Source organism: Pseudomonas sp. EU05-FHT14B02, assembly GCF_058791055.1.
On record NZ_JBYTDD010000011.1, the window covers coordinates 66,576 to 90,075 of the forward strand.

Below are 23,500 nucleotides of genomic sequence, written 5' to 3' on the forward strand. Positions count from 1 at the left end.
AGCACACACATGGTCAGATACAAGACCGTAGAGCAGTTCTCTCGGGAGTCGGGCTATACACCCGATGCCATCAGAACCAAAATCCGCGACGGCAAATGGCCGAAGCATCTTGTTTGGAGGAAAGCGCCAGACGGCAGAATTTTATGAGCTGTCGAAAAAGATCATCAGAGAAAAGATGTCGACCTAGCAGGTAGCCAACAAGACCCTGATGAATGTTCAAAGCTGCTTTCGCTCTGCGCTTAACGACGCAGTTGAGGATGAAATCTTGGAGAGCAATCCGCTCTCTGGGTGGGCCTACAAGAATCGTGAACAGCTCAAGGAGGAAGATGACGTTGACCCCCTTCACTCGCGAAGAGCAACCAGCAATATTGGCAGCAGCCAGGGGCGACACGTGGCCACAACTGCAGTTCTCTTTGTGGACAGGTCTTCGACCTAGCGAATTGATCGCCTTGGAATGAGGGGATATCGACTGGATCGCGGGGGAGATAAGGATCGTCAGGGCCAAAACAAGGGCTGCAAAAGAGCCAGAGTCGACCAAGACGTTAGCAGGAAGGCGCACCGTGAAGTTGCTGGCTCCGGCGCGAGAAGCGCTGCTCAAGCAGAAGGAATTGACATTCCTCGCTGGCGGCAGGGTGTTTCTCAATACAAGCACTGGCGAGCCGTGGAAGCATGCCGGATACATTTACCGGGTTATCTGGATGCCGGCGAAGAAGAAGTCTGGCGTCAGGTGGCGGCGACCCTACCAGAGTCGCCACACCTATGCCTCGATGATGCTATCCGCTGGCGAAAATCCAATGTGGGTAGCCAAGCAGCTCGGCCACAAAGACTGGACCATGATCGCCAAAGTTTATGGTCGCTGGATGCCCTCCGCTGATGTGGGAGCCGGAGGGCGAGCCGAGGCACTTTTTGCCAGTAATGCCAGCGTTATGACAACATTTCCTCTAGACGACGCGGTTTAAGTCGAAGCGATCCAGATTCATCACTTTGGTCCACGCAGCGACGAAGTCCTTGACGAACTTCTGTTGCGAATCGGCGCTGGCATAGAATTCGCCCAACGCACGCAACTGCGCATTGGAACCAAAGACCAGGTCAACCCGCGTCCCCAGCCACTTCACGGCACCGGTTTTGCGATCACGCCCTTCAAACTCCTGCTGGGCATCCGACACGGGCTTCCACTCCACCCCCATATCGAGCAGGTTGGTGAAGAAGTCATTGGTCAACGCTTCCGGCCGTGAGGTGAAGACACCGTGTTTGCTCTGGCCGACGTTGGTGTTCAACACCCGCAGCCCACCCAGTAATACCGTCATTTCCGGCGCGCTGAGCGTCAGTAGTTGTGCCTTGTCGATCAGCAGTTTTTCGGCCGGCACACGGTACTGTTGCTTCAGGTAATTACGGAAACCGTCGGCAATCGGTTCAAGGAATCCGAAGGACTCGACATCGGTTTGTTCCTGACTGGCATCCATGCGTCCCGGGCTGAACGGCACCGTCACACTGTGGCCAGCGTTTTTCGCAGCCTGTTCGACACCCGCGCCACCGGCGAGCACGATCAGGTCGGCCAGGGAGATTTTCTTGCCATCGGTTTGCGCGCTATTGAACTCCTTCTGGATGCCTTCGAGTATGGCCAGCACATTGGCCAGTTGCTGCGGCTGGTTGGCCTCCCAGGACTTTTGCGGTGCCAGGCGCAGACGCCCGCCGTTGGCACCACCGCGTTTGTCGGAGCCACGGAAGCTGGAAGCCGCCGCCCACGCCGTCGATACCAGCTGCGAGACCGACAAGCCAGACGCCAGCACCTTGCTTTTCAGGCCCGCCACGTCGCTGTCATTGACCAGCGGATGATCGACGGCAGGGATCGGGTCTTGCCACAGCAGTTCTTCGTTCGGCATTTCCGGGCCGAGGTAGCGTGAGAGCGGGCCCATGTCACGGTGAATCAGCTTGTACCAGGCACGGGCAAAGGCGTCGGCCAACTGGTCCGGATTGGCCAGAAAGCGTCGGGAAATCGGTTCATAGATCGGGTCGAAGCGTAGCGACAGGTCCGTGGTCAGCATGGTCGGATCACGCCGTTTGGACGGGTCAAAGGCATCTGGAATGGTACCAGCGCCAGCGCCGTTTTTTGGCTTCCACTGGTTTGCCCCCGCCGGGCTCTTGCTCAGTTCCCATTCGTAACCGAACAGGTTTTCCAGGTAGTTGTTGCTCCACCGGGTTGGCGTGGTCGTCCAGGTCACTTCCAGACCACTGGAGATGGCATCGGCACCGCTACCGGTACCGAACGTGCTCTTCCAGCCAAGGCCCTGCAGTTCGAGCCCGGCGGCTTCAGGCTCGGGTCCGACATGGTCAACAGGACCGGCACCGTGGGTTTTGCCGAAGGCGTGACCGCCCGCGATCAGCGCAACGGTTTCCTCGTCGTTCATTGCCATGCGCGCAAAGGTTTCACGGATGTCCTTCCCGGCGGCGACCGGATCAGAGTTGCCTTCAGGGCCTTCGGGGTTTACGTAGATCAGGCCCATCTGCACGGCTGCGAGGGGGGTTTCCAGATTGCGCTCTGCGGGAGCTTGCCCGGCATCTTTGCCATAACGCACGTCGCCACCCAGCCACTTGCTTTCCGAGCCCCAGTAGACATCTTCGTCCGGTTCCCAGACATCCGGGCGGCCACCGGAAAAACCAAAGGTCTTGAAGCCCATGGACTCCAGTGCAACGTTGCCGGTGAGGACGATCAGGTCGGCCCAGGAGATTTTGTTGCCGTACTTTTGCTTGATCGGCCAGAGCAGCCGGCGGGCCTTGTCGAGGCTGACGTTGTCCGGCCAACTGTTGAGCGGTGCAAAACGTTGCTGGCCGGAGCCGGCGCCACCCCGGCCGTCACCGGTGCGATAGGTACCTGCGGCGTGCCAGGACATGCGGATAAAGAAAGGCCCATAGTGACCGAAGTCCGCTGGCCACCAGTCCTGGGAATCGGTCATCAGCGCAGTCAGGTCGTTTTTCAGCGCCTGGAAGTCCAGGCTCTTGAAGGCTTCGGCGTAGTTGAAGTCGCCTCCCAGCGGGTCAGACTTGGGCGAGTGTTGACTCAATATCTTCAGGTTCAGTTGGTTCGGCCACCAGTCGCGGTTCGTCGTGCCACCGCCAGCGGCGTGATTGAACGGGCATTTCGATTCAGTTGACATGGCATCTCCTCTTGATTTTGTTTTCAGCTAACCACCTTTGAGCGTGGCTCCGGATCACCGATTGATGAAATAGCTTTTCGGTATGGGATCCATAGCCTTGAGGCTATGACAGCCCCGCGATCAGTCACTCCAGACCATCCATTAAAGTCCCGGTCGGGGAAACTGTCGCTTCATCTTTGGAGATAGCTGATAAACAGTTCAAATCAGTAACGAGTTGCACTGTGGATGAACAGCATTGGCTGCAAGGACGTTGTCATCAGGGCATTCCTGTATTCAATAAAAAACCGGCCTTTCAGCCGGTTTTTTATGTCACTCAACAGCACTTCGGTCCGGCTTTACTGCCGTAACGGGCCTCCTGGCGCTCACGGAAGAACGCCTCGTAGTCCATCACCGGTTTGTCCGGGTGCTTGGTCTGCATGTGTTCGACGTAGTTGTCGTAGTCGGGCATGCCGACCATCAGGCGCGCGGCCTGACCGAGGTATTTACCGAGGCGACTCAGGTCATTGAACATGGTCAGGCATCCGGCAGCGCTTGATATGGCGCTTCTTTATCCGTGCGCTCCTTGGTGCCCCAGGCAGCGATGCCGACCTTGAGCGCAAAGAACAGGATGCTGAACACCACGAACAGGAACAGCGCAGTCAGGGTCGCGTTGGTGTAGGCGTTGAAGATCACATGCTGCATCTGGTCGATGCTCTTGGCCGGGGCCAGCACCTGTCCATTGGCCAAGGCATCGCTGTATTTCTTGGCCAGGGCCAGGAAGCCGATCGCCGGGTTGGCGTCGAACAGCTTGATGAAGCCCGCTGTCGTGGTGCAGATCAGCAGCCATACGGCCGGCAGCAAGGTCACCCACACATAACGCTGGCGCTTCATCTTGATCAGCACCACGGTGCCGAGCATCAGCGCGATACCGGCCAGCATCTGGTTGGAGATGCCGAACAGCGGCCACAGGGTGTTGATACCACCCAGTGGATCGATCACGCCCTGGTACAGCAGATAACCCCACATGGCCACGCAACCAGCGGTGGCCACCAGGTTGGCGGTCCAGGATTCGGTGCGCTTGAGCGCCGGAACGAAGGAGCCAAGCAAGTCCTGGAGCATGAAGCGACCGGCTCGGGTGCCAGCGTCCACTGCAGTCAGGATGAACAGCGCTTCGAACAGGATCGCGAAGTGGTACCAGAACGCCATGGTGTTCTCGCCCGGCAGAACACTGTGCAGGATCTGCGCGATCCCGACCGCCAGGGTCGGCGCACCACCGGCACGGGCCAGGATGGTGGTTTCACCGATGTCATGGGCTACGGCTTGCAAGGCTTCCGGGGTAATGGCGAAGCCCCAGCTGCTGACAGTTTGCGCAACGGTCACCGCATCGGCACCGACTACAGCGGCCGGGCTGTTCATGGCGAAATACACACCCGGATCGATCACCGACGCGGCAACCATGGCCATGATGGCGACGAACGACTCCATCAGCATGCCGCCGTAACCGATGTAGCGGGCATGCCCCTCACTGGCAAGCAGCTTGGGCGTGGTGCCGGAAGCAATCAGCGAGTGGAAACCGGAGACCGCGCCACAGGCGATGGTGATGAACAGGAACGGGAACAGACCGCCCTTCCAAACCGGACCGGTGCCGTCGACGAACTGGGTCAGGGCCGGCATTCTCAGCTCGGGCATGGTTACCAGGATGCCGATGGCCAGGGCGACGATGGTGCCGATTTTCAGGAACGTCGAGAGGTAGTCACGGGGCGCCAGGATCAACCACACCGGCAATACCGCCGCGACAAAACCGTAACCGATCAACATCCAGGTGATCTGGATACCGGTAAAGGTAAAGGCCTTGGCCCACACCGGATCCGCGGCGATCTGCCCGCCGAGCCAGATCGAGCCCAGCAGCAACAGCACGCCGATCACCGAGATTTCACCAATGCGGCCCGGGCGGATGTAGCGCATGTAGATGCCCATGAACATCGCGATCGGAATAGTCGCCATCACCGTGAAAATGCCCCAAGGGCTTTCGGCCAGGGCCTTCACCACGATCAGCGCCAGCACCGCGAGGATGATGATCATGATCAGGAAGCAGCCGAACAGCGCGATGGTGCCGGGGATGCGGCCCATTTCTTCGCGGACCATATCGCCCAGGGAACGACCGTTGCGGCGGGTGGACATGAACAGGACCATGAAGTCCTGCACGGCACCGGCCAGCACTACGCCGGCGATCAGCCACAGCGTGCCGGGCAGGTAGCCCATCTGCGCCGCCAACACCGGACCGACCAAAGGCCCCGCGCCGGCAATGGCCGCGAAGTGGTGACCGAACAGGACATGTTTGTTGGTCGGCACGTAGTCCAGACCATCGTTATTGAGCACAGCCGGAGTGGCTCGATTGGGGTCGAGTTGCATCACTTTGTTGGCGATGAACAGGCTGTAGTAGCGGTAGGCAACGAGGTAGATGGCGACGGCTGCGACTACGATCCACAGGGCGTTGATCGCTTCGCCGCGGCGCAGGGCCACGACACTCAGCGCAATCGCTCCCAGGACAGCCACGGCAAACCAGGCGAGGTGTTTAGCCAGACGGGGCATAGCGTGTCTCCTGCCGACAGCCAGTGACTGCGGCGGTAATTTTTATAATTGTGTCCGCAGTGCGGAGCTGGCCCAATATCTGCGCATGCCGTCCACAAATAAATCCGCGTTACTACGTACGCGGGATCTACGTAGTTCTACGTAGAACACGTCCTTCCCCTTGTAGGAGCAGCCGGTCGACGCTCGATTGCTCGCGAAAAAGGTACAACCGACACCAAACAGCGCCTGGAATACCATCGCGAGCAAGCTCGCTCCTACAGGGCGTATCTTTGGCATATGATGCCGAGCCTTCGCGCGGGCAGGAGTCAACATGCAGCTCAAACACAAGATCGTCGCCCTCGGGATTCTGCCACTGGTGCTGGCCATTGCCGTCATCTGCGCGCTGGTGATTTCCCTCAACCGCCAATTGGGCGATCAGCAGGCGCAACTGATCGAAGACAGCATTCTGGCGAGCAAACGCGCGGAACTGAAAAACTACGTGGAAATGGCGCAAAGCCTGATCGCGCCGCTGTACGACGACGGCCACGGCGACGCCCGTGCCCAACAACAAGTGCTGGAAGAACTGCGCAAGCTCAGCTTCGGCATCAACGGCTACTTCTTCGTCTACGACCACGAAGGCCGCAGCCTGATGCATGCGCGCCAGTCGGAACTGGTGGGCCAATACCTGTGGGACATGAAAGATCCCCACGGCCTGCCGGTGATCCAGGCACTGCTCAAAAGCGCGCAATCGGGCGAAGGCTTTCAACGCTACGCCTGGAACAAGCCCTCCTCCGGCCAGGTGACCGACAAGCTCGCCTACGTGGTGATGCTCGATCGCTGGGGCTGGATGCTCGGTACCGGCATCTACCTCGAAGACGTCGAACGCGCCACCCAGCAGGCCCGTGCCGAAGTGGCCATGGGCATCCGCAAGACCATGATGGCGATTGCCGTGGTTGCCCTCGTCGCGGTGCTGTTCGTATTCGCCACGGGCATGACCCTCAACGTCAGCGAACATCGGCTGGCGGACAAGAAACTGCAGCGCCTGACCCAGCGCATCGTCAGCCTGCAGGAAGAGGAACGATCACGGGTGTCCCGCGAGTTGCACGACGGCATCAGCCAGGTGCTGGTCTCGATCAAGTTTCAGTTCGAACTGGCCAGCCATCTGCTGGAACGCGGACAGGCCCCCGACAAGGGCCTGAACACGCTGAAAGACGCCACCGAGCGCCTGGGCGATGCCATCGGCGAAGTCCGCAGCCTCTCCCACGATCTGCGTTCATCCTTGCTCGACACCCTCGGCCTGCCGGCGGCCATCGGCCAATTGGCTGCCGAATTCGAACAGCGCAGCGGGCTGACCGTGACCTATGACGAAAATGAATTCGACTGCCAATTGGTCGACGGCGCCGCCGTCGCATTGTTCCGCATCGTCCAGGAAGGCCTGACCAATATCGAACGACACGCCCAGGCGAAGAACGTGTCCATTACACTGCGCGGCTGCGACGACTCCGTGCGGCTGACGGTGGTCGATGACGGCATCGGTTTCAACGTCGCCCAGGTCGAACGTCGTCAGGCCGGCATTGGCCTGCGTAATATCCGCGAACGCGTCGAACATTTTGGCGGGCGCTTCGATTTGATCTCGATGCCGGGCAGAAGTGAGCTGGACGTGCGGCTGCCGATGAAACCTGGCGCAAAACTACAAGAGTGAAACTTGCCATGAACCTGCCCTCCCCGATTCGCGTCGCCCTGGTCGACGATCACTCCCTGGTCCGCGACGGCATCAAGGCGCTGCTGGCCGTGATGTCGCCCCTGGAAATGGTCGGCGAAGCGGAAAACGGCGCCGCGGCCATCGAGATGGTCGGACGTTGCCAGCCGGACCTGCTGCTGGTCGACATCAGCCTGCCGGACATGAATGGCCTGGAACTGACCCGCGTGCTGCGCAGCCAGTACCCATCGCTCAAGGTGCTGGTGCTGAGCATGTACGACAATTACGAATACGTCAGTGAATCCGTGCGCTCCGGCGCCAGCGGCTACGTGCTCAAGAACGCCCCGTCACGGGAAATCATCGCCGCCATAGAAGCCATCAGCAGCGGCGGAACCTTCTACAGCGCCGACATCGCCCAGCGGCTGATCGCCGACAGAAACACCGACAACGAACTGACCCCTAGGGAAAGCCAGGTACTGTCGAAGATGGCGCAGGGGTTGAACAACAAGGAAATGGCCCGGGAACTGGACATCAGCGTGCGCACGGTGGAAACCCATCGCCTGAGCATCCGACGCAAGCTCAACATCGACAAGCCGGCGGCGCTGGTCAAGTACGCCATCGATCACGGGCTTATTTCCCGCTAACGCCTCGAACCCACATTGGATTTCATTGGACACAAATTCTGTGCTCACTGCTAAAACCTGTGGGAGCGGGCTTGCCCGCGATGGCGTTGGACCAGGCACTATCAGTGTTGAATGACACACCGCTATCGTCGGAACGCCACCCGGAGCAAGCCCGCCCCCACGAAGATCACCAAATCATCCATTGACTGCGTCGATAGTCACCATCAATTCAATGTAGTTCTCTTAAAAAATCCACGGCGTAACATCTGCTCCATACCAACTCATCAGCACCCCGGAGCACACCATCATGAAACGCCAAACCCTCCTCAGCATCGCTTTCTCGGTTTTCGCAATTAACGCTTTCGCCGCAAACCCAGCTCAACCTGTGGTCGCTGAAGGCGGCTCGGATCGCCTGATTGAAAGCCGTGTGGCCGAGGGTGGTTCCGATCGCCTGATCGAGAATCGTGTCGCCGAAGGTGGTTCGGATCGCCTGCTGGAAAAACGTGTTGCCGAAGGTGGCTCTGACAAGCTCCTGCAAAACCGCGTCGCTGAAGGTGGTTCCGACAAACTGCTGCAAAACCGCGTCGCCGAAGGCGGTTCCGACCGCCTGATCGAAAGCCGCGCTGTCTGAATGCAGTGCTTTACCGCAGGACTCAAAGAAAAACCCGGCCTCACCCGCCGGGTTTTTTAACGTCCTTTATAAGCCCTTCCCGACACGCATAGCGCCTCGCCTGCCGCCTTTTATCGCCATCCAGCCAGAAACTCCGTTCGGGGGACTTGTGCTTCCGGTATTATGGTATACCATCAGACGCACAGACACCCAAACCTCCACGGAGCAGCTCATGAGTTTCGAAATCCGCAAGATCGTCAGCTATGTCGAAGAAACCTTTATTGAAGGCGGCAAAGCCACCGATAAGCCCGTGACCATGGTCGGTCTGGCCGTGGTGATGAAGAACCCCTGGCTGGGCAACGGTTTCGTCGAAGACCTGAAACCACAGATCCGCGCCAACTGCTCCGACCTCGGCGCGCTGATGGTCGAGCGTCTGGTGGGCATCATTGGCGGCGCCGAGAAAATCGAGGCGTACGGCAAGGCTGCGGTGGTCGGCGCCGATGGCGAAATCGAACACGCTTCGGCGGTGATCCACACCCTGCGCTTCGGCAACCATTACCGCGAAGCGGTCAAGGCCAAGAGCTACCTGAGCTTCACCAACAAGCGCGGCGGCCCGGGCACCTCGATTCAGATCCCGATGATGCACAAGGACGACGAAGGCCTGCGCTCGCATTACATCACCCTGGAAATGCAGATCGAAGACGCGCCGCGTGCCGACGAAATAGTTGTGGTCCTGGGTTGCGCCGACGGCGGCCGCCTGCACCCGCGCATCGGCAACCGCTACATCGACCTGGAAGAACTGGCCGCCGAAAAAGCCCAGTAACCGCCCAGTAGAACGACAACAAGAAGGCATTGCAGGAGCGCTCCATGATTCGGCTCACCGCTGAACTCACCCCGGCTGGCACCAGTTACCTGGCGACCGGCCAAGGCCAGCCCGTGGTCTTGATCCACGGCGTGGGCCTGAACAAAGAAATGTGGGGCGGCCAGATCGTTGGCTTGGCCACGAAGTACCGCGTCATCGCCTACGACATGCTCGGCCATGGCGCCAGCCCGCGCCCGGAGAGCGGCACGCCGCTGCTCGGCTATGCCGACCAATTGCTGGAGCTGCTCGACCACCTGCAATTGCCCAAGGCAACGGTGATCGGTTTTTCCATGGGCGGGCTCGTAGCGCGGGCCTTTGCCCTGCACTACGCGCAACGCCTGGAAGGCCTGGTGGTGCTCAACAGCGTGTTCAACCGCAGCGCCGAACAGCGTGCCGGGGTCATCGCCCGCACCAGCCAGGCTGCCGAACACGGGCCGGACGCCAATGCCGAAGCCGCACTGTCGCGCTGGTTCAGCCGTGAATACCAGGCCGCGAACCCGGCGCAGATCGCCGCAATTCGCCAGACCCTGGCCGGCAATGACCCTCAGGGCTACCTGACCACTTATGAACTGTTCGCCACCCAGGACATGTACCGCGCCGACGACCTGGCCAGCATCCAGGTGCCGACGCTGATCGCCACCGGCGAACTGGACCCCGGCTCAACCCCGGAAATGGCCCGGCAACTGGCCGAACGCATTCCCGGCGCGACCGTTGCCGTACTCGCCGAGCAACGGCATATGATGCCGGTAGAGTCGCCACGCCTGGTCAACCAGCTGTTGCTGGAGTTTCTGCAGACCGCGCACTCCAAACAAAACCAGATCAAGGGGATCGTTGCATGACACTCGCACGCTTCCAGATGTGCATCGGCGGTGAATGGGTCGATGCCCTGTCCGGCAAGACCTTCGAAAGCCTCAACCCGGCGCTGGCCGAACCCTGGGCTGAACTGCCCGATGCCGACGAAGCCGATGTCGAGCGTGCCGTGCAAGCTGCGCAGGCGGCTTTCGACAGCCCGGCATGGCGCGGTTTGACGGCCACCGCTCGCGGCAAACTGCTGCGACGCCTGGGCGACCTGATCGCCGAGAACAAAGAACAACTGGCGCAGCTCGAAAGCCGTGACAACGGCAAGCTGATCCGCGAAACCCGTGGCCAGGTCGGCTATCTGCCGGAGTTTTTCCACTACACCGCAGGCCTGGCGGACAAGCTCGAAGGTGGCACCCTGCCGCTGGACAAGCCGGATCTGTTTGCCTACACCGTGCACGAAGCCATGGGTGTGGTTGCCGCGATCATTCCGTGGAACAGCCCGCTGTACCTGACCGCGATCAAACTCGCCCCGGCGCTTGCCGCGGGCAACACCATCGTGATCAAGCCCTCGGAGCACGCCTCGGCGACCATTCTCGAACTGGCGCGCCTGGCACTGGAAGCCGGGATCCCGCCGGGGGTGGTCAACGTCGTCACCGGTTACGGCCCAAGCACCGGCGCCGCCCTCACCCGTCATCCGCTGGTGCGCAAGATCGCCTTCACCGGCGGCGCGGCCACCGCGCGGCATGTGGTGCGCAGCAGTGCCGAGAACTTCGCCAAGCTGTCGCTGGAACTGGGGGGCAAATCGCCGAACATCATCTTCGCCGACGCCGACCTCGACAGCGCGATCAACGGCGCCATCGCCGGGATCTATGCCGCCTCCGGGCAGAGCTGCGTCTCCGGTTCGCGCTTGCTGGTGCAGGACGAAATCTACGACGAATTCGTCGCTCGTCTGGTGGAACGCGCCAAGCGCATCCGCATTGGCAACCCGCAGGACGACAGCAGCGAAATGGGCCCGATGGCCACCGCACAGCAACTGGCCGTGGTCGAAGGCCTGGTGGCCGATGCTATCGCAGAAGGCGCGCGCCTGCGCCTGGGCGGCAAGCGTCCAGAGAATCTGGGTGACGGCTGGTTCTACGAACCGACGCTGTTCGAGTGCGACCGCAATTCGATGAAGATCATGCAGGAAGAAGTCTTTGGTCCGGTGGCTTCGGTCATCCGTTTCAAGGACGAAGCCGAAGCGCTGGCGATTGCCAACGACTCGCAGTTCGGCCTCGCCGCCGGCATCTGGACCCGCGACCTGGGCCGCGCCCATCGCCTGGCCCGGGACGTGCGTTCGGGGATCATCTGGGTCAACACCTACCGTGCAGTCTCGGCCATGGCGCCGATCGGCGGCTTCAAGAACAGCGGCTATGGACGCGAAAGCGGCATCGATTCGGTGCTGGCCTACACCGAGCTGAAAACGGTGTGGATCAACCTCTCCCAGGCACCGATGCCTGATCCCTTCGTGATGCGCTAGGAGTCCCGGAAAATGATCGAACCCGGCATTTACAAAGACGTGATGAGCTCGTTCCCATCCGGGGTCACGGTGGTCACCACCCTGGATCCGGAAGGCGGCATCGTCGGCATTACCGCCAGCGCCTTCAGTGCGCTGTCGATCGACCCGGCACTGGTGCTGTTCTGCCCCAACTACGGCTCCGACACCTACCCAGTGCTGCGCGACAGCAAGCAGTTCGCAATTCACCTGCTGTCCGCTGAGCAGACCGCCGAAGCCTATGCCTTCGCCGGTAAAGGCAAGGACAAGGCCAAAGGGATCGAGTGGCACTTGAGCGAACTGGGTAACCCGATCCTGGCCAAGGCCACGGCGATCATCGAGTGCGAACTGTGGCGCGAATACGACGGCGGCGATCACGCGATCATCGTCGGCGCGGTGAAGCACCTGATCCTGCCCGACCAACCGGTGACGCCGATGATCTACCACAAAGGCAAACTTGGCCCCCTGCCCACCCTGGCCTGACGCGTTTTGTTGTAGGAGCGAGCTCGCTCGCGATGGTCGTCAACGATAACGCTGGCGGTCTGACACCCCGTAGCGTTCTCGAATTTTTCGCGAGCAAGCTCGCTCCTACAGGTAACCCTCTTTTTTATCAGGAGCCGGCATGAGCCCAGCAGCCTCGCAATTGTTCCGTCAGCAGGCCTACATCGATGGCCAGTGGCTGGACGCGCCGGATGGCGCCTGTCAGGACATCTTCAACCCGGCCACCGGTGAGCTGATCGGCCAGGTGCCGAATCTCGGCGCCGAGCACGCGCGCCTGGCCATCGAGGCCGCCAACAAGGCCTGGCCGGCCTGGCGCGCGCTGACCGCCAAGGAGCGCAGCAATACCCTCAAGTGCTGGCACGCGCTGATGCTGGAGAATGCCGACGCCCTGGCCGAGATCCTCACCCTCGAACAAGGCAAGCCACTGGCCGAAGCCAAGGGTGAAATCCTCTACGCCGCCAGCTTCATCGAATGGTTCGCCGAAGAGGCCAAGCGCATCTACGGCGACACCATTCCCAGCCACAAGGGCGATGCGCGCATCGTGGTCAGCAAGGAGCCAATTGGTGTCGTCGCGGCCATCACGCCGTGGAACTTCCCGGCGGCGATGATCACCCGCAAGGCCGGCCCGGCACTGGCGGCCGGTTGCCCGTGCATCGTCAAGCCAGCCCCGGAAACACCGTTCTCGGCACTGGCCATGGCTGCGCTGGCGGAACAGGCCGGGATTCCAGCGGGCATTTTCAACGTGATCACCGGCGATGCCATCGCCATCGGTGGCGAGCTGACCGGCAGCAGCCTTGTGCGCAAACTGTCGTTCACCGGCTCCACCGCCATCGGCAAACTGCTGATGGCCCAGTGCGCGCCGACCCTGAAAAAAGTCTCACTGGAACTGGGCGGCAACGCGCCATTCATTGTCTTCGACGATGCCGATCTGGAACGCGCGGTTGACGGCGCGCTGATCGCCAAGTTCCGCAACGCCGGGCAGACCTGCGTCTGCGTCAATCGCTTCCTGGTGCAGGACGGCATCCACGACGCCTTTGTCGCACGCCTGGCCGAGCGGGTTTCGCAACTCAAGGTCGGCAGCGGTTTCGATGATGGCGTCACCCAAGGGCCGCTGATCAACGAGCGCGCCGTGGCCAAGGTCGAAGAACACGTGCAAGACGCTCTGGCCCACGGAGCACAACTACTCTGCGGCGGCGAACGCCATGCCCTGGGCAATGGATTCTTCCAGCCGACCGTGCTTATCGACGTCACCACGCAGATGAAAGTCGCCCGGGATGAAACCTTTGGCCCGTTGGCCGCCGTGTTCCGTTTCGACACCGAGGCCCAGGCCGTCGAGATGGCCAACGACACCGAATTCGGCCTGGCCGCCTACTGCTACACCCGCGACCTGGGCCGCGCCTGGCGCATGAGCGAGGCGCTGGAGTACGGCATGGTCGGGATCAACGAAGGGCTGATTTCCACTGAGGTCGCGCCATTCGGCGGGATCAAGTCCTCGGGGTTGGGCCGTGAAGGGTCGAAGTACGGCATCGAGGATTACCTGGAACTCAAATACACCTTGATGGGCGGCCTTTGAGCCCGCGGGAGCTACGCAAATGAACAACGAAAAGTATGAAAAAGGCCTGAAGATCCGTACCCAGGTGCTGGGTGAGGCCTACGTCAATCGCTCCATCGAGAACGCCGACGACTTCACCCGACCGTTGCAGGAAATGGTCACCGAGTATTGTTGGGGTCATGTCTGGGGTCGTGAGGGTTTGTCGCTCAAGGAGCGCAGCATGATCAACCTGGCGATGATCTCGGCCCTCAACCGGCCCCATGAACTCAAACTGCATGTACGCGGCGCCTTGCGTAACGGCCTGAGTCGTGAGCAAATACGCGAAATATTGCTTCAGGTCGGCATTTACTGCGGTGTCCCCGCTGCCGTAGACAGTTTCCGGCTCGCCCGTGAAGCCTTCGCCGAAGCCGATGCCGAGGCCTCCAGTTAACCCTTGGCTGTTTGATCTGACCGGGCACGTAGATTTCCGTAATCGAAGTGCTCTTTTTTGCATGGACAGCCACAATCAGAGCGGACCCCATGAAACGCCTGCCACTCGACGACAGCTTCAAGGTCAATCGCAACCCCGTTACCCTGCGCGAAATCGTGCTGGATAAACTGCGAAGCGCCATCATGAACTTCCAGCTCCTGCCGGGAGACCGTCTGGTCGAACGCGATCTGTGCGATCGCCTGGGCGTCAGCCGTACCTCCGTGCGTGAAGCCTTGCGTCACCTGGAATCCGAAGGCCTGGTGGAATTCGCCGACGCCAAGGGCCCGCGTGTCGCGATCATCACCCTGGCCGATGCCGTGGACATCTACGAACTGCGGTGCGTACTCGAAGGGCTAATCGTGCAACTGTTCACCCTGCGCGCCAAGGCCAAGGACATCAAGGCCCTGGAAAAAGCCCTCGAAGAAAATCGCAAGGCGCTCAAAGACGGTGAGCTGCAACAGGTCATCGACTCGGTGCAAGGTTTCTACGATGTGCTGCTCGAAGGCTCGGGCAACCATGTCGCGGCCACTCAATTGCGCCAGTTGCAGGCACGCATCAGCTACCTGCGCGCGACCTCGGTATCCCAGGAGAACCGTCGCGGCGCCAGTAACCAGGAAATGGAACGCATGGTCGAGGCGATCAAGGGCGGTGATCCGTTGGCCGCCCACCAGGCTTGCGTCGACCACGTGCGTGCGGCCGCTGCCGTGGCCCTGGACTACCTCAAGCGCAAGCAGGAAGAAACCGGCGACATCCCGGCGATTACCTTGCCCATCGCGCTGAAAGAACCGCGCATAGGTCGCTGAAATGTTCAGCCCGAGCTTTTGCCCCAAGTGCGGCAGCGCAGACCTCAGGTCACAGTTGCCGCCGGGCGATACGCACGAGCGCCTGATGTGCCGCGGTTGCGGCTACATCCATTACATCAATCCGAAAATCATTGCCGGCTGCATCATCGAGCAGGACGGCAAATATCTGCTGTGCCAACGCGCGATTCCGCCGCGCCCGGGTACCTGGACGCTGCCGGCAGGCTTCATGGAAAGTGGCGAGACCACCGAACAGGCGGCCTTGCGCGAAGTCTGGGAAGAAAGCGGCGTGCGTGCCGAAATCGTCTCGCCCTATTCGATCTTCAGCGTGCCGAAGATCAGCGAGGTGTACATCATCTTCCGCGCCATCGCGCTGGAGATTACCGGGCAGTACGGCCCGGAAACCCTCGACTACAAGTTCTTCGCGCCCGAGGACATTCCCTGGGACAGCATCTACTATCCGGCGATCCGGCAGATCCTTGAGCGCTATATCGAGGAGCGCCAGGCCGGGGTTTATGGCATCTACATGGGCAATGACGACAGCGGGAAGATTCACTTTATTCGCTGAAAAAAACCATTCCCCCTGTAGCAGCGAGCCTGCTCGCGATGGTCGTCAACGATGACGCGTGCTGACTGACCGAACGCGTTGCTCTAACGTTTTTCGCGAGCAGGCTCGCTCCTACAGGGTCAAGCGGTGTTGATCAGAGCGGCGCCATGCCCTCGACGATAATGACCTCTGCCTTCGCCACGCCTTCGCGATGCCCCCTGGCCTCCTGATACAACGCCGAGTGATAGCAAGCCACCGCCTGCTCATAGGAATCAAACTCGATCACCACACTGCGCTGCGGCGTAGGCCGGCCTTCCATCGCCTCGCTGCGCCCACCCCGCGCCAGAATCCGACCGCCATACTGGGCAAACGCCTTCGGCGCCCGCTGGGTGTATTGGCTGTATTGATCGGGGTCGGTGACATCCACGTGAGCAATCCAGTACGCCTTCATAGTGACCTCTCGGTTTGTTTTGTATTACGGTATACCACAATACTCATCCAACAAACACTGAGACTCCAGCATGGCCTTCAACAGCATCGAAGAAATCATCGAAGATTACCGCCTCGGCAAAATGGTCCTGCTGGTCGACGACGAAGACCGGGAAAACGAAGGCGACCTGTTGCTGGCCGCCGACTGCTGCACGCCCGAGGCGATCAGTTTCATGGCCCGCGAAGCCCGTGGCCTGATCTGCCTGACCTTGACCGACGAGCACTGCAAACGCCTGGGCCTGGAGCAGATGGTGCCGAGCAACGGCAGCGTGTTCAGCACTGCCTTCACCGTGTCCATCGAGGCCTCCGTCGGGGTGACCACCGGTATCTCCGCCGCCGATCGTGCCTGCACCGTGGCCGCCGCCGTCGCTGCCAGCGCCGGCCCTGCTGACATCGTGCAACCCGGCCATATATTCCCGTTGCGTGCCCGGGAAGGCGGCGTGCTGACCCGCGCCGGTCATACCGAGGCCGGATGCGACCTGGCCCGCCTGGCCGGCCATACCCCGGCCTCGGTAATCGTCGAAGTGATGAACGACGACGGCACCATGGCCCGGCGCCCTGACCTGGAAGTGTTTGCGCGCAAGCACGGGATCAAGATCGGCACCATCGCCGACCTGATCCACTACCGTCTTAGCACCGAACACACCATCGTGCGCATCGGTGAGCGTGATCTGCCTACCGTGCACGGCACCTTTCGTCTGATCACCTTTGAGGATCGCATCGAAGGCGGTGTCCACATGGCCATGGTCATGGGCGATATGCGCCGCGATGAGCCGACGCTGGTGCGTGTGCATGTGATTGACCCGTTGCGCGATCTGGTCGGTGCCGAGTACAGCGGGCCGACCAACTGGACCTTGTGGGCCGCCTTGCAGCGTGTCGCCGCCGAAGGCCACGGCGTGGTGGTGGTGCTGGCCAATCACGAATCCTCCCAGGCGTTGCTCGAACGCGTACCGCAATTGACCCAGACGCCCCGACAGTTCAGCCGTTCGCAGTCGCGGATTTATTCGGAGGTGGGCACCGGTGCGCAGATCCTGCAAAACCTGGGTGTCGGCAAATTGCGCCATCTCGGGCCGCCGCTGAAATATGCCGGTTTGACCGGGTACGACCTGGAAGTGGTGGAGAGTATTCCTTTCACGGGTTGACGCTCCCACAAGGAATTGCGTCGCCGGGCAATCTTCGGAACCAATGAAAAAACGTTTTTGGCTGATAGCCGGTACGGCAAAATGCTTGCACAAAGTTTGGAATACCATAATATGATATTCCATAGACCGGACAGTCAGCACTGACTTGACGGACCTACTGCTCCCGATAGGCGGGCACTCCAAAGCCCCGCTCATAAACACAACAATGAGGGCGTGAAAATGGTGTTGAACAAACGTGCGACCGCAGTTCTTTTTGCGGGACTGCTGAGCGTGACCAGCCAGGCATTGCTGGCGGCTGAAAGCGTCAACTTCGTGAGCTGGGGCGGCAGCACCCAGGATGCGCAGAAGCAGGCCTGGGCGGATCCGTTCAGCAAGGCCAGCGGCATTACTGTCGTGCAGGATGGCCCGACCGACTACGGCAAACTCAAGGCCATGGTCGAGAGCGGCAACGTGCAGTGGGACGTGGTCGACGTCGAAGCCGACTTCGCCTTGCGCGCCGCCGCTGAAGGCTTGCTCGAACCCCTCGATTTCAAAGTCATTGAACGCGACAAGATCGACCCGCGCTTCGTCAGTGATCACGGCGTCGGCTCGTTCTTCTTCTCCTTCGTCCTCGGCTACAACGAAGGCAAGCTCGGCGCCAATAAACCTCAGGACTGGTCCGCGCTGTTCGACACCAAGACCTACCCCGGCAAACGCGCCCTCTACAAATGGCCAAGCCCTGGCGTGCTTGAACTGGCGTTGCTGGCCGACGGTGTAGCGGCGGACAAGCTCTACCCGCTGGACCTGGACCGCGCCTTCAAGAAACTCGACACCATCAAGAAAGACATCGTCTGGTGGGGCGGCGGCGCGCAGTCGCAGCAGCTGCTGGCCTCCGGTGAGGCGAGCATGGGCCAGTTCTGGAACGGCCGGATCCATGCCCTGCAGGAAGACGGCGCACCAGTCGGCGTAAGCTGGAAGCAGAATCTGGTCATGGCCGATATCCTGGTCATTCCCAAGGGTTCGAAAAACAAGGACGCGGCGATGAAGTTCCTGGCCAATGCCAGCAGCGCCAAAGGACAGGCGGACTTTTCCAACCTGACCGCCTACGCCCCGGTCAACGTCGACAGTGTGGCGCGCCTGGATTCGGCGCTGGCCCCTAACCTGCCGACCGCTTACGCAAAGGATCAGATCACTCTTGATTTCGCGTACTGGGCCAAGAACGGTCCGGCCATCGCGACACGGTGGAACGAATGGCTGGTCAAATGAAAATGACGGTAACCGCGTCCCGTCCATCGACGCCAGTCGGGAGCGCCTCCGGCGCTGTCGGCAAGGCGGCTGCGATGACGCAATCCCCTACCCTGGCGCAACGCTGGCGCGGATCGAGCAACCTGATTCCCGCCCTGCTGTTCCTCGGCCTGTTCTTTCTCGCGCCGCTGATTGGCCTGCTGTTGCGCGGCGTGCTGGAACCGGTGCCAGGGCTGGGCAACTATGAGCAACTGTTCGCCAACTCGGCCTATGCGCGAGTGTTGCTCAACACCTTCTCGGTAGCCGGTCTGGTGACGCTGTTCAGCCTGTTGCTGGGCTTCCCGCTGGCTTGGGCGATCACCCTGGTGCCGCGCGGCTGGGGGCGCTGGATCCTGAATATCGTGCTGCTATCGATGTGGACCAGCCTGCTCGCCCGCACCTACTCCTGGCTGGTGTTGCTGCAAGCCTCCGGGGTGATCAACAAGGCGTTGATGGCCATGGGCATCATCGATCAACCGCTGGAGATGGTGCACAACCTCACTGGCGTGGTGATCGGCATGAGCTACATCATGATCCCGTTCATCGTACTGCCGTTGCAGGCGACCATGCAGGCCATCGACCCGATGATCCTGCAGGCCGGTTCGATCTGCGGCGCCAGCCCCTGGACCAACTTCTTCCGGGTGTTCCTGCCGCTGTGCCGGCCGGGGCTGTTCTCCGGCGGTCTGATGGTGTTCGTGATGTCCCTCGGTTACTACGTGACCCCGGCGCTGCTGGGCGGTGCGCAGAACATGATGCTGCCCGAGTTCATCATTCAGCAGGTGCAGTCGTTCCTCAACTGGGGCCTGGCCAGCGCCGGCGCCGCGTTGCTGATCGTGATCACGCTGGTGTTGTTCTACTTCTACCTGAAGCTCCAGCCGGAATCCCCGGTTGGCGCCAGCAATGCGAGGTAAGCCGTCATGCTCCTGACCCCCAATGCCATGAGCCGGCGCATGCGCTTCGGCCTGTATGCCACCACCGGGCTGATCGGGCTGTTCCTGCTGCTGCCGATCGTGTTCATCGTGCTGCTGTCGTTCGGTTCGTCCCAGTGGCTGGTGTTCCCGCCGCCGGGCTGGACGCTGAAATGGTACGGCCAGTTCTTCTCCAACGCCGACTGGATGAGCGCGGCCATGGCCAGCCTCAAGGTCGCGGTGCTGACCACGTTCTTCGCCGTCGCATTGGGCCTGCCGACTGCGTTCGCCCTGGTTCGCGGCCGCTTCCCCGGCCGGGAAATGCTCTACGGCCTGTTCACCCTGCCGATGATCGTGCCGCTGGTGATCATCGCCGTGGCGGTGTACGCGCTGTTCCTGAAACTGGGCTACACCGGGACCATGTTCGCTTTCGTGGTCAGCCACGTCATCGTCGCATTGCCGTTCACCATCATTTCGATCATCAACTCGCTGAAGCTGTTCGATCAGTCGATCGAGGATGCGGCGGTGATCTGCGGTGCCTCGCGCCTGCAAGCGGTGTTCAAGGTGACCTTCCCGGCGATTCGTCCGGGCATGGTGGCCGGCGCCCTCTTCGCCTTCCTCGTCTCGTGGGATGAAGTGGTGCTGAGCGTGATGATGGCCAGCCCGACCCTGCAAACCCTTCCCGTGAAAATGTGGACCACCCTGCGCCAGGACCTGACGCCCGTGATCGCCGTCGCCTCGACGCTGCTGATCGGCCTCTCGGTATTGGTCATGGTGATCGCCGCCGCACTGCGCCGGCGCAATGAAATCAGCGCCTGAGCGCGCAGGAGTACGACATGAGTGCAGTGATCAACGATTCCGCGCAGCAAAATGACAAGCCCCTGGTCAGCCTGCGTAACCTGAACAAGCACTACGGCGACTTTGCCGCCGTGGACAACATCTCGCTGGACATCAAGGACGGTGAATTCCTCACCTTCCTCGGCTCCAGTGGCTCGGGCAAAAGCACCACGCTGTCGATGCTGGCCGGTTTCGAAACCCCGAGCAGCGGCGAGATCCTGGTCAACGGCCAGTCGCTGGTGAATGTGCCGCCGCACAAACGCGATATCGGCATGGTGTTCCAGCGCTATTCGCTGTTCCCGCACCTGTCGGTACGCGACAACATCGCCTTCCCGTTGGCCATCCGCAAACTGGCCGCCGCCGAACGCGAACGCCGGGTCGATGCAATGCTCAAGCTGGTGCAGCTTGAGCAGTTTGCCCATCGCCGCCCTTCGCAACTGTCCGGTGGCCAGCAGCAACGCGTGGCCATTGCACGGGCGCTGGTCTATGAGCCACGCATCCTGCTGATGGACGAACCCCTCGGTGCACTGGACAAGAAACTGCGCGAAGACTTGCAGGACGAACTGCGTCAGTTGCATCGGCGCCTGGGCATCACCATCGTCTACGTGACCCACGATCAGGAAGAAGCCATGCGCCTGTCCCAGCGCATCGCGATTTTCAGCCACGGCAAGATCGTCGGCCTGGGCAGCGGCTACGACCTGTACCAGAATCCACCGAATGCTTTTGTCGCCTCGTTCCTTGGCAACTCCAACTTCCTCAAACTCAAGGCCCAGGGTAATGCGGTGGCGACCTTCGAGGGGCAACCGCTGTCGATCCGACTCACGGCGGGCCTGCAAACTGATCAGAACGTGCTGCTGATGGTGCGTCCGGAAAAAGCCCTGGCCCTGAGCAATGAACAAGCCATTGCCGAGCCGCTGGCCGCCGGCTGGAACGAAGTCTCGGCCAAGGTCGTGGAAGTGCTGTTTCTGGGTGAAAGCCAGACGTGCAGCGTGGTCACCGCTGGCGGCACCTCGATGACGGTCAAGGCGCTGTCCGCCGCCGGCATGCCGCTCAAGTCCGGTGACCCGGTGCGGGTGCGCTGGGCTACCGCGGATGCCTGCGTCTACACCGAATGGGCCGAAAGCGACCTGAACAAGGCCGCCGGCGCTCACTGATCCATTGGCCTGCGCGCGCGGGCCACTATAATGAGTCACCCTCGGGCCACCACAACGTCGGGTTGTGGTGGCCTTTTTTCTGTCGCCTGTAAGATAAATTGGACAACGGATTCCTAAAATCCCGGTTTAATGCTAAATAGTGCTCAGTATTTTTAACACCCGACCCTGTCGTGCCACACAGTGCAACGAGAATAACGATATGAAAGTCCATTTCGAGAAAAGTGAAGTGTTTGGGACCCTCCACCTGCAAGCGGCGGTGGCAGCATGATCGAAGTTACCGAAGTTTCCATTGCCGAGTTGCGCGCCGCGCTCGAATCCGGCCAGACCACCTCTGTTGAGCTGGTTCAGGCTTATCTTGCGCGGATCGACGCCTTTGACGGCCCCGAAACGCCTACCGCACTGAACGCGGTCGTGGTTCGCAACCCCGAGGCGCTCGCCGAAGCCCAGGCGTCCGACGCCCGTCGCGCCAAGGGCCAGACGCTGGGGCCGTTGGACGGGATCCCCTACACCGCCAAGGACAGCTATCTGGTCAAGGGCCTCACCGCCGCTTCCGGGAGCCCGGCCTTCAAGGACCTGGTCGCCTATCGCGATGCGTTCACCATCGAACGCCTGCGCGCCGCCGGGGCCATCTGCCTGGGCAAGACCAACATGCCGCCAATGGCCAACGGCGGGATGCAGCGTGGTGTCTACGGCCGCGCCGAGAGCCCGTACAACGCTGACTACCTCACCGCCCCTTTCGCCTCCGGCTCGTCGAACGGTGCCGGCACGGCGACCGCGGCCAGTTTCTCGGCCTTCGGCCTGGCGGAAGAAACCTGGTCGAGCGGCCGTGGACCGGCTTCGAACAATGGCTTGTGCGCCTACACCCCTTCGCGCGGCGTGATCTCGGTGCGCGGCAACTGGCCGTTGACCCCGACCATGGACGTGGTCGTGCCGTTTGCCCGGACCATGGCCGACCTGCTCGAAGTGCTCGACGTGGTGGTGGCCGATGACCCGGACACCCGTGGCGACCTGTGGCGCCTGCAGCCCTGGGTGCCGATCCCGAAATCTTCTTCGGTACGCCCTGAGTCCTATGCCGCGCTGGCCGCGAATAGCGATGCGCTCAAAGGCAAGAAATTCGGCATCCCGCGCATGTACATCAACGCCGACCCTGAAGCCGGCACCTCCGAAGCACCGGGCATCGGTGGCCCGACTGGCCAACGCATCAACACTCGTCCTTCGGTGATCGGGCTCTGGGAACAGGCGCGCAAGGCCCTCGAAGCCGCGGGCGCTGAAGTGCTCGAAGTGGACTTCCCGCTGGTCTCCAATTGCGAGGGCGATCGCCCTGGTGCGCCGACCGTGTTCAATCGCGGCATCGTCTCCAAGGAATTTTTACACCATGAACTGTGGGACCTTTCCGCCTGGGCCTTCGATGATTTCCTGCAAGCGAACGGCGATCCCAAACTGAATCGCCTCGTCGATGTCGACGGCCCGCAGATCTTCCCTCATGACCCGGGCACCCTGCCCAACCGCGAGGGTGACCTGGCCGCCGGCATGGATGAATACGTGCGCATGGCCGAACGCGGTATCACGCCATGGGATCAGATCAGTACGGTGCCGGACGGCCTGCGCGGCCTGGAAAAGACCCGCAAGATCGATCTGGAAGACTGGATGGATCGCCTGGGCCTCGACGCGGTGCTGTTCCCGACGGTGGCCGATGTGGGTCCGGCGAATGCCGATGTCGATCCGCAATCGGCGGATATCGCCTGGAGCAACGGCGTATGGGTCGCCAACGGCAACCTCGCCATCCGTCATCTCGGTGTGCCGACGGTCACCGTACCGATGGGCGTGATGCCGGACATCGGCATGCCGGTCGGCCTGACGTTTGCCGGGCGCGCCTATGACGACTCGTCGCTGCTGCACCTGGCGTCGGCGTTCGAGTCGACCGGCAGCAAACGCATGATCCCGCCGCGTACCCCGCCATTGGTCGCTGACAAGCGCTGACCCGTAAACCGTGGCGGCTCACTCGAG

The 23,500-nt window shown here is 61.3% G+C and carries 22 protein-coding genes; 18 read left to right on the top strand and 4 right to left on the bottom strand.

Annotation, left to right across the window (positions count from 1 at the left end):
• Positions 1-491 precede the first annotated feature (491 nt).
• On the top strand, positions 492-959 hold the full coding sequence (locus tag AC3WTM_RS12495; RefSeq protein WP_305887824.1) for a site-specific integrase: 468 nt from the start codon (positions 492-494) through the stop codon (positions 957-959).
• Here the strand turns inward: AC3WTM_RS12495 and katG are convergent.
• From katG to AC3WTM_RS12510, 3 genes are all read right to left on the bottom strand, one after another.
• Positions 942-3,155: a catalase/peroxidase HPI gene (gene katG, locus AC3WTM_RS12500; RefSeq protein WP_102671930.1), complete on the bottom strand. Its 2,214-nt coding sequence runs from the start codon at positions 3,153-3,155 to the stop codon at positions 942-944. The two genes, AC3WTM_RS12495 and katG, sit on opposite strands and share 18 nt — an antisense overlap.
• 313 nt (positions 3,156-3,468) lie before the next feature.
• Positions 3,469-3,666 carry a YbdD/YjiX family protein gene (locus AC3WTM_RS12505; protein ID WP_007976534.1) on the bottom strand — a complete coding sequence of 66 codons (198 nt, stop codon included), beginning with the start codon at positions 3,664-3,666 and terminating at the stop codon, positions 3,469-3,471.
• A 2-nt stretch (positions 3,667-3,668) separates the two neighbouring features.
• Entirely contained in the window at positions 3,669-5,726 is a 2,058-nt protein-coding gene (locus tag AC3WTM_RS12510; RefSeq protein WP_492574075.1) for a carbon starvation CstA family protein, read from the bottom strand.
• Between the two features lie 310 nt (positions 5,727-6,036).
• On the opposite strand from AC3WTM_RS12510, the gene AC3WTM_RS12515 reads away from it, so the two are divergent.
• From AC3WTM_RS12515 to AC3WTM_RS12565, 11 genes are all read left to right on the top strand, one after another.
• Positions 6,037-7,407 (top strand): cache domain-containing protein, encoded by a 1,371-nt coding sequence (locus tag AC3WTM_RS12515; RefSeq protein ID WP_102671442.1) that lies wholly within the window; start codon positions 6,037-6,039, stop codon positions 7,405-7,407.
• An 8-nt stretch (positions 7,408-7,415) separates the two neighbouring features.
• On the top strand, positions 7,416-8,048 hold the full coding sequence (locus AC3WTM_RS12520) for a response regulator (RefSeq protein WP_102671441.1): 633 nt from the start codon (positions 7,416-7,418) through the stop codon (positions 8,046-8,048).
• Between the two features lie 286 nt (positions 8,049-8,334).
• Positions 8,335-8,658 (top strand): hypothetical protein, encoded by a 324-nt coding sequence (locus tag AC3WTM_RS12525; RefSeq protein WP_102671440.1) that lies wholly within the window; start codon positions 8,335-8,337, stop codon positions 8,656-8,658.
• Between the two features lie 211 nt (positions 8,659-8,869).
• Positions 8,870-9,460 carry an amino acid synthesis family protein gene (locus tag AC3WTM_RS12530; protein ID WP_007978708.1) on the top strand — a complete coding sequence of 197 codons (591 nt, stop codon included), beginning with the start codon at positions 8,870-8,872 and terminating at the stop codon, positions 9,458-9,460.
• Between the two features lie 44 nt (positions 9,461-9,504).
• The gene (locus tag AC3WTM_RS12535) at positions 9,505-10,338 is read left to right on the top strand and encodes an alpha/beta fold hydrolase (RefSeq protein WP_102671439.1); all 834 of its coding nucleotides are present in this window, start codon (positions 9,505-9,507) and stop codon (positions 10,336-10,338) included.
• Positions 10,335-11,816 carry an aldehyde dehydrogenase gene (locus AC3WTM_RS12540; protein ID WP_102671438.1) on the top strand — a complete coding sequence of 494 codons (1,482 nt, stop codon included), beginning with the start codon at positions 10,335-10,337 and terminating at the stop codon, positions 11,814-11,816. The genes AC3WTM_RS12535 and AC3WTM_RS12540 overlap by 4 nt, the downstream gene beginning before the upstream one ends.
• A 12-nt stretch (positions 11,817-11,828) precedes the next feature.
• Positions 11,829-12,314 carry a flavin reductase family protein gene (locus AC3WTM_RS12545; protein ID WP_102671437.1) on the top strand — a complete coding sequence of 162 codons (486 nt, stop codon included), beginning with the start codon at positions 11,829-11,831 and terminating at the stop codon, positions 12,312-12,314.
• Between the two features lie 139 nt (positions 12,315-12,453).
• On the top strand, positions 12,454-13,905 hold the full coding sequence (locus AC3WTM_RS12550) for an NAD-dependent succinate-semialdehyde dehydrogenase (protein WP_102671436.1): 1,452 nt from the start codon (positions 12,454-12,456) through the stop codon (positions 13,903-13,905).
• 19 nt (positions 13,906-13,924) lie between these two features.
• Positions 13,925-14,314, top strand: a complete 390-nt coding sequence (locus AC3WTM_RS12555; RefSeq protein WP_007991919.1) for a carboxymuconolactone decarboxylase family protein — start codon at positions 13,925-13,927, stop codon at positions 14,312-14,314.
• Positions 14,315-14,403: 89 nt separating this feature from the next.
• Positions 14,404-15,156 carry a GntR family transcriptional regulator gene (locus AC3WTM_RS12560; RefSeq protein WP_015095667.1) on the top strand — a complete coding sequence of 251 codons (753 nt, stop codon included), beginning with the start codon at positions 14,404-14,406 and terminating at the stop codon, positions 15,154-15,156.
• 1 nt (position 15,157) lies between these two features.
• Positions 15,158-15,721: an NUDIX hydrolase gene (locus tag AC3WTM_RS12565; RefSeq protein ID WP_102671435.1), complete on the top strand. Its 564-nt coding sequence runs from the start codon at positions 15,158-15,160 to the stop codon at positions 15,719-15,721.
• Positions 15,722-15,854: 133 nt separating this feature from the next.
• On the opposite strand, the gene AC3WTM_RS12570 is transcribed toward AC3WTM_RS12565, so the two are convergent.
• Positions 15,855-16,151: a DUF1330 domain-containing protein gene (locus AC3WTM_RS12570; RefSeq protein ID WP_102671434.1), complete on the bottom strand. Its 297-nt coding sequence runs from the start codon at positions 16,149-16,151 to the stop codon at positions 15,855-15,857.
• Between the two features lie 70 nt (positions 16,152-16,221).
• Between AC3WTM_RS12570 and ribBA the strand changes: the two genes are divergently transcribed.
• The 6 genes from ribBA (at position 16,222) to AC3WTM_RS12600 (ending at position 23,473) form a co-directional block, all read left to right on the top strand.
• Positions 16,222-17,331: a bifunctional 3,4-dihydroxy-2-butanone-4-phosphate synthase/GTP cyclohydrolase II gene (gene ribBA / locus AC3WTM_RS12575; protein WP_102671433.1), complete on the top strand. Its 1,110-nt coding sequence runs from the start codon at positions 16,222-16,224 to the stop codon at positions 17,329-17,331.
• 219 nt (positions 17,332-17,550) lie between these two features.
• The gene (locus tag AC3WTM_RS12580; protein ID WP_095967714.1) at positions 17,551-18,576 is read left to right on the top strand and encodes an ABC transporter substrate-binding protein; all 1,026 of its coding nucleotides are present in this window, start codon (positions 17,551-17,553) and stop codon (positions 18,574-18,576) included.
• Positions 18,573-19,505 carry an ABC transporter permease gene (locus tag AC3WTM_RS12585; protein ID WP_173677950.1) on the top strand — a complete coding sequence of 311 codons (933 nt, stop codon included), beginning with the start codon at positions 18,573-18,575 and terminating at the stop codon, positions 19,503-19,505. The genes AC3WTM_RS12580 and AC3WTM_RS12585 overlap by 4 nt, the downstream gene beginning before the upstream one ends.
• A 6-nt stretch (positions 19,506-19,511) precedes the next feature.
• The gene (locus tag AC3WTM_RS12590) at positions 19,512-20,321 is read left to right on the top strand and encodes an ABC transporter permease (RefSeq protein ID WP_090456315.1); all 810 of its coding nucleotides are present in this window, start codon (positions 19,512-19,514) and stop codon (positions 20,319-20,321) included.
• Positions 20,322-20,338: 17 nt separating this feature from the next.
• The gene (locus tag AC3WTM_RS12595; protein WP_102671431.1) at positions 20,339-21,493 is read left to right on the top strand and encodes an ABC transporter ATP-binding protein; all 1,155 of its coding nucleotides are present in this window, start codon (positions 20,339-20,341) and stop codon (positions 21,491-21,493) included.
• 264 nt (positions 21,494-21,757) lie between these two features.
• Entirely contained in the window at positions 21,758-23,473 is a 1,716-nt protein-coding gene (locus AC3WTM_RS12600; protein ID WP_102671430.1) for an amidase, read from the top strand.
• Positions 23,474-23,500 lie beyond the last annotated feature (27 nt).

Coding starts and splice junctions, on each gene's coding strand:
- katG (WP_102671930.1), bottom strand. CDS start 3,155: ATGTCAACTGAATCGAAATGCCCGTTCAATCACGCCGCTGGCGGTGGC.
- AC3WTM_RS12505 (WP_007976534.1), bottom strand. CDS start 3,666: ATGTTCAATGACCTGAGTCGCCTCGGTAAATACCTCGGTCAGGCCGCG.
- AC3WTM_RS12510 (WP_492574075.1), bottom strand. CDS start 5,726: ATGCCCCGTCTGGCTAAACACCTCGCCTGGTTTGCCGTGGCTGTCCTG.
- AC3WTM_RS12515 (WP_102671442.1), top strand. CDS start 6,037: ATGCAGCTCAAACACAAGATCGTCGCCCTCGGGATTCTGCCACTGGTG.
- AC3WTM_RS12520 (WP_102671441.1), top strand. CDS start 7,416: ATGAACCTGCCCTCCCCGATTCGCGTCGCCCTGGTCGACGATCACTCC.
- AC3WTM_RS12525 (WP_102671440.1), top strand. CDS start 8,335: ATGAAACGCCAAACCCTCCTCAGCATCGCTTTCTCGGTTTTCGCAATT.
- AC3WTM_RS12530 (WP_007978708.1), top strand. CDS start 8,870: ATGAGTTTCGAAATCCGCAAGATCGTCAGCTATGTCGAAGAAACCTTT.
- AC3WTM_RS12535 (WP_102671439.1), top strand. CDS start 9,505: ATGATTCGGCTCACCGCTGAACTCACCCCGGCTGGCACCAGTTACCTG.
- AC3WTM_RS12540 (WP_102671438.1), top strand. CDS start 10,335: ATGACACTCGCACGCTTCCAGATGTGCATCGGCGGTGAATGGGTCGAT.
- AC3WTM_RS12545 (WP_102671437.1), top strand. CDS start 11,829: ATGATCGAACCCGGCATTTACAAAGACGTGATGAGCTCGTTCCCATCC.
- AC3WTM_RS12550 (WP_102671436.1), top strand. CDS start 12,454: ATGAGCCCAGCAGCCTCGCAATTGTTCCGTCAGCAGGCCTACATCGAT.
- AC3WTM_RS12555 (WP_007991919.1), top strand. CDS start 13,925: ATGAACAACGAAAAGTATGAAAAAGGCCTGAAGATCCGTACCCAGGTG.
- AC3WTM_RS12560 (WP_015095667.1), top strand. CDS start 14,404: ATGAAACGCCTGCCACTCGACGACAGCTTCAAGGTCAATCGCAACCCC.
- AC3WTM_RS12565 (WP_102671435.1), top strand. CDS start 15,158: ATGTTCAGCCCGAGCTTTTGCCCCAAGTGCGGCAGCGCAGACCTCAGG.
- AC3WTM_RS12570 (WP_102671434.1), bottom strand. CDS start 16,151: ATGAAGGCGTACTGGATTGCTCACGTGGATGTCACCGACCCCGATCAA.
- ribBA (WP_102671433.1), top strand. CDS start 16,222: ATGGCCTTCAACAGCATCGAAGAAATCATCGAAGATTACCGCCTCGGC.
- AC3WTM_RS12580 (WP_095967714.1), top strand. CDS start 17,551: ATGGTGTTGAACAAACGTGCGACCGCAGTTCTTTTTGCGGGACTGCTG.
- AC3WTM_RS12585 (WP_173677950.1), top strand. CDS start 18,573: ATGAAAATGACGGTAACCGCGTCCCGTCCATCGACGCCAGTCGGGAGC.
- AC3WTM_RS12590 (WP_090456315.1), top strand. CDS start 19,512: ATGCTCCTGACCCCCAATGCCATGAGCCGGCGCATGCGCTTCGGCCTG.
- AC3WTM_RS12595 (WP_102671431.1), top strand. CDS start 20,339: ATGAGTGCAGTGATCAACGATTCCGCGCAGCAAAATGACAAGCCCCTG.
- AC3WTM_RS12600 (WP_102671430.1), top strand. CDS start 21,758: ATGATCGAAGTTACCGAAGTTTCCATTGCCGAGTTGCGCGCCGCGCTC.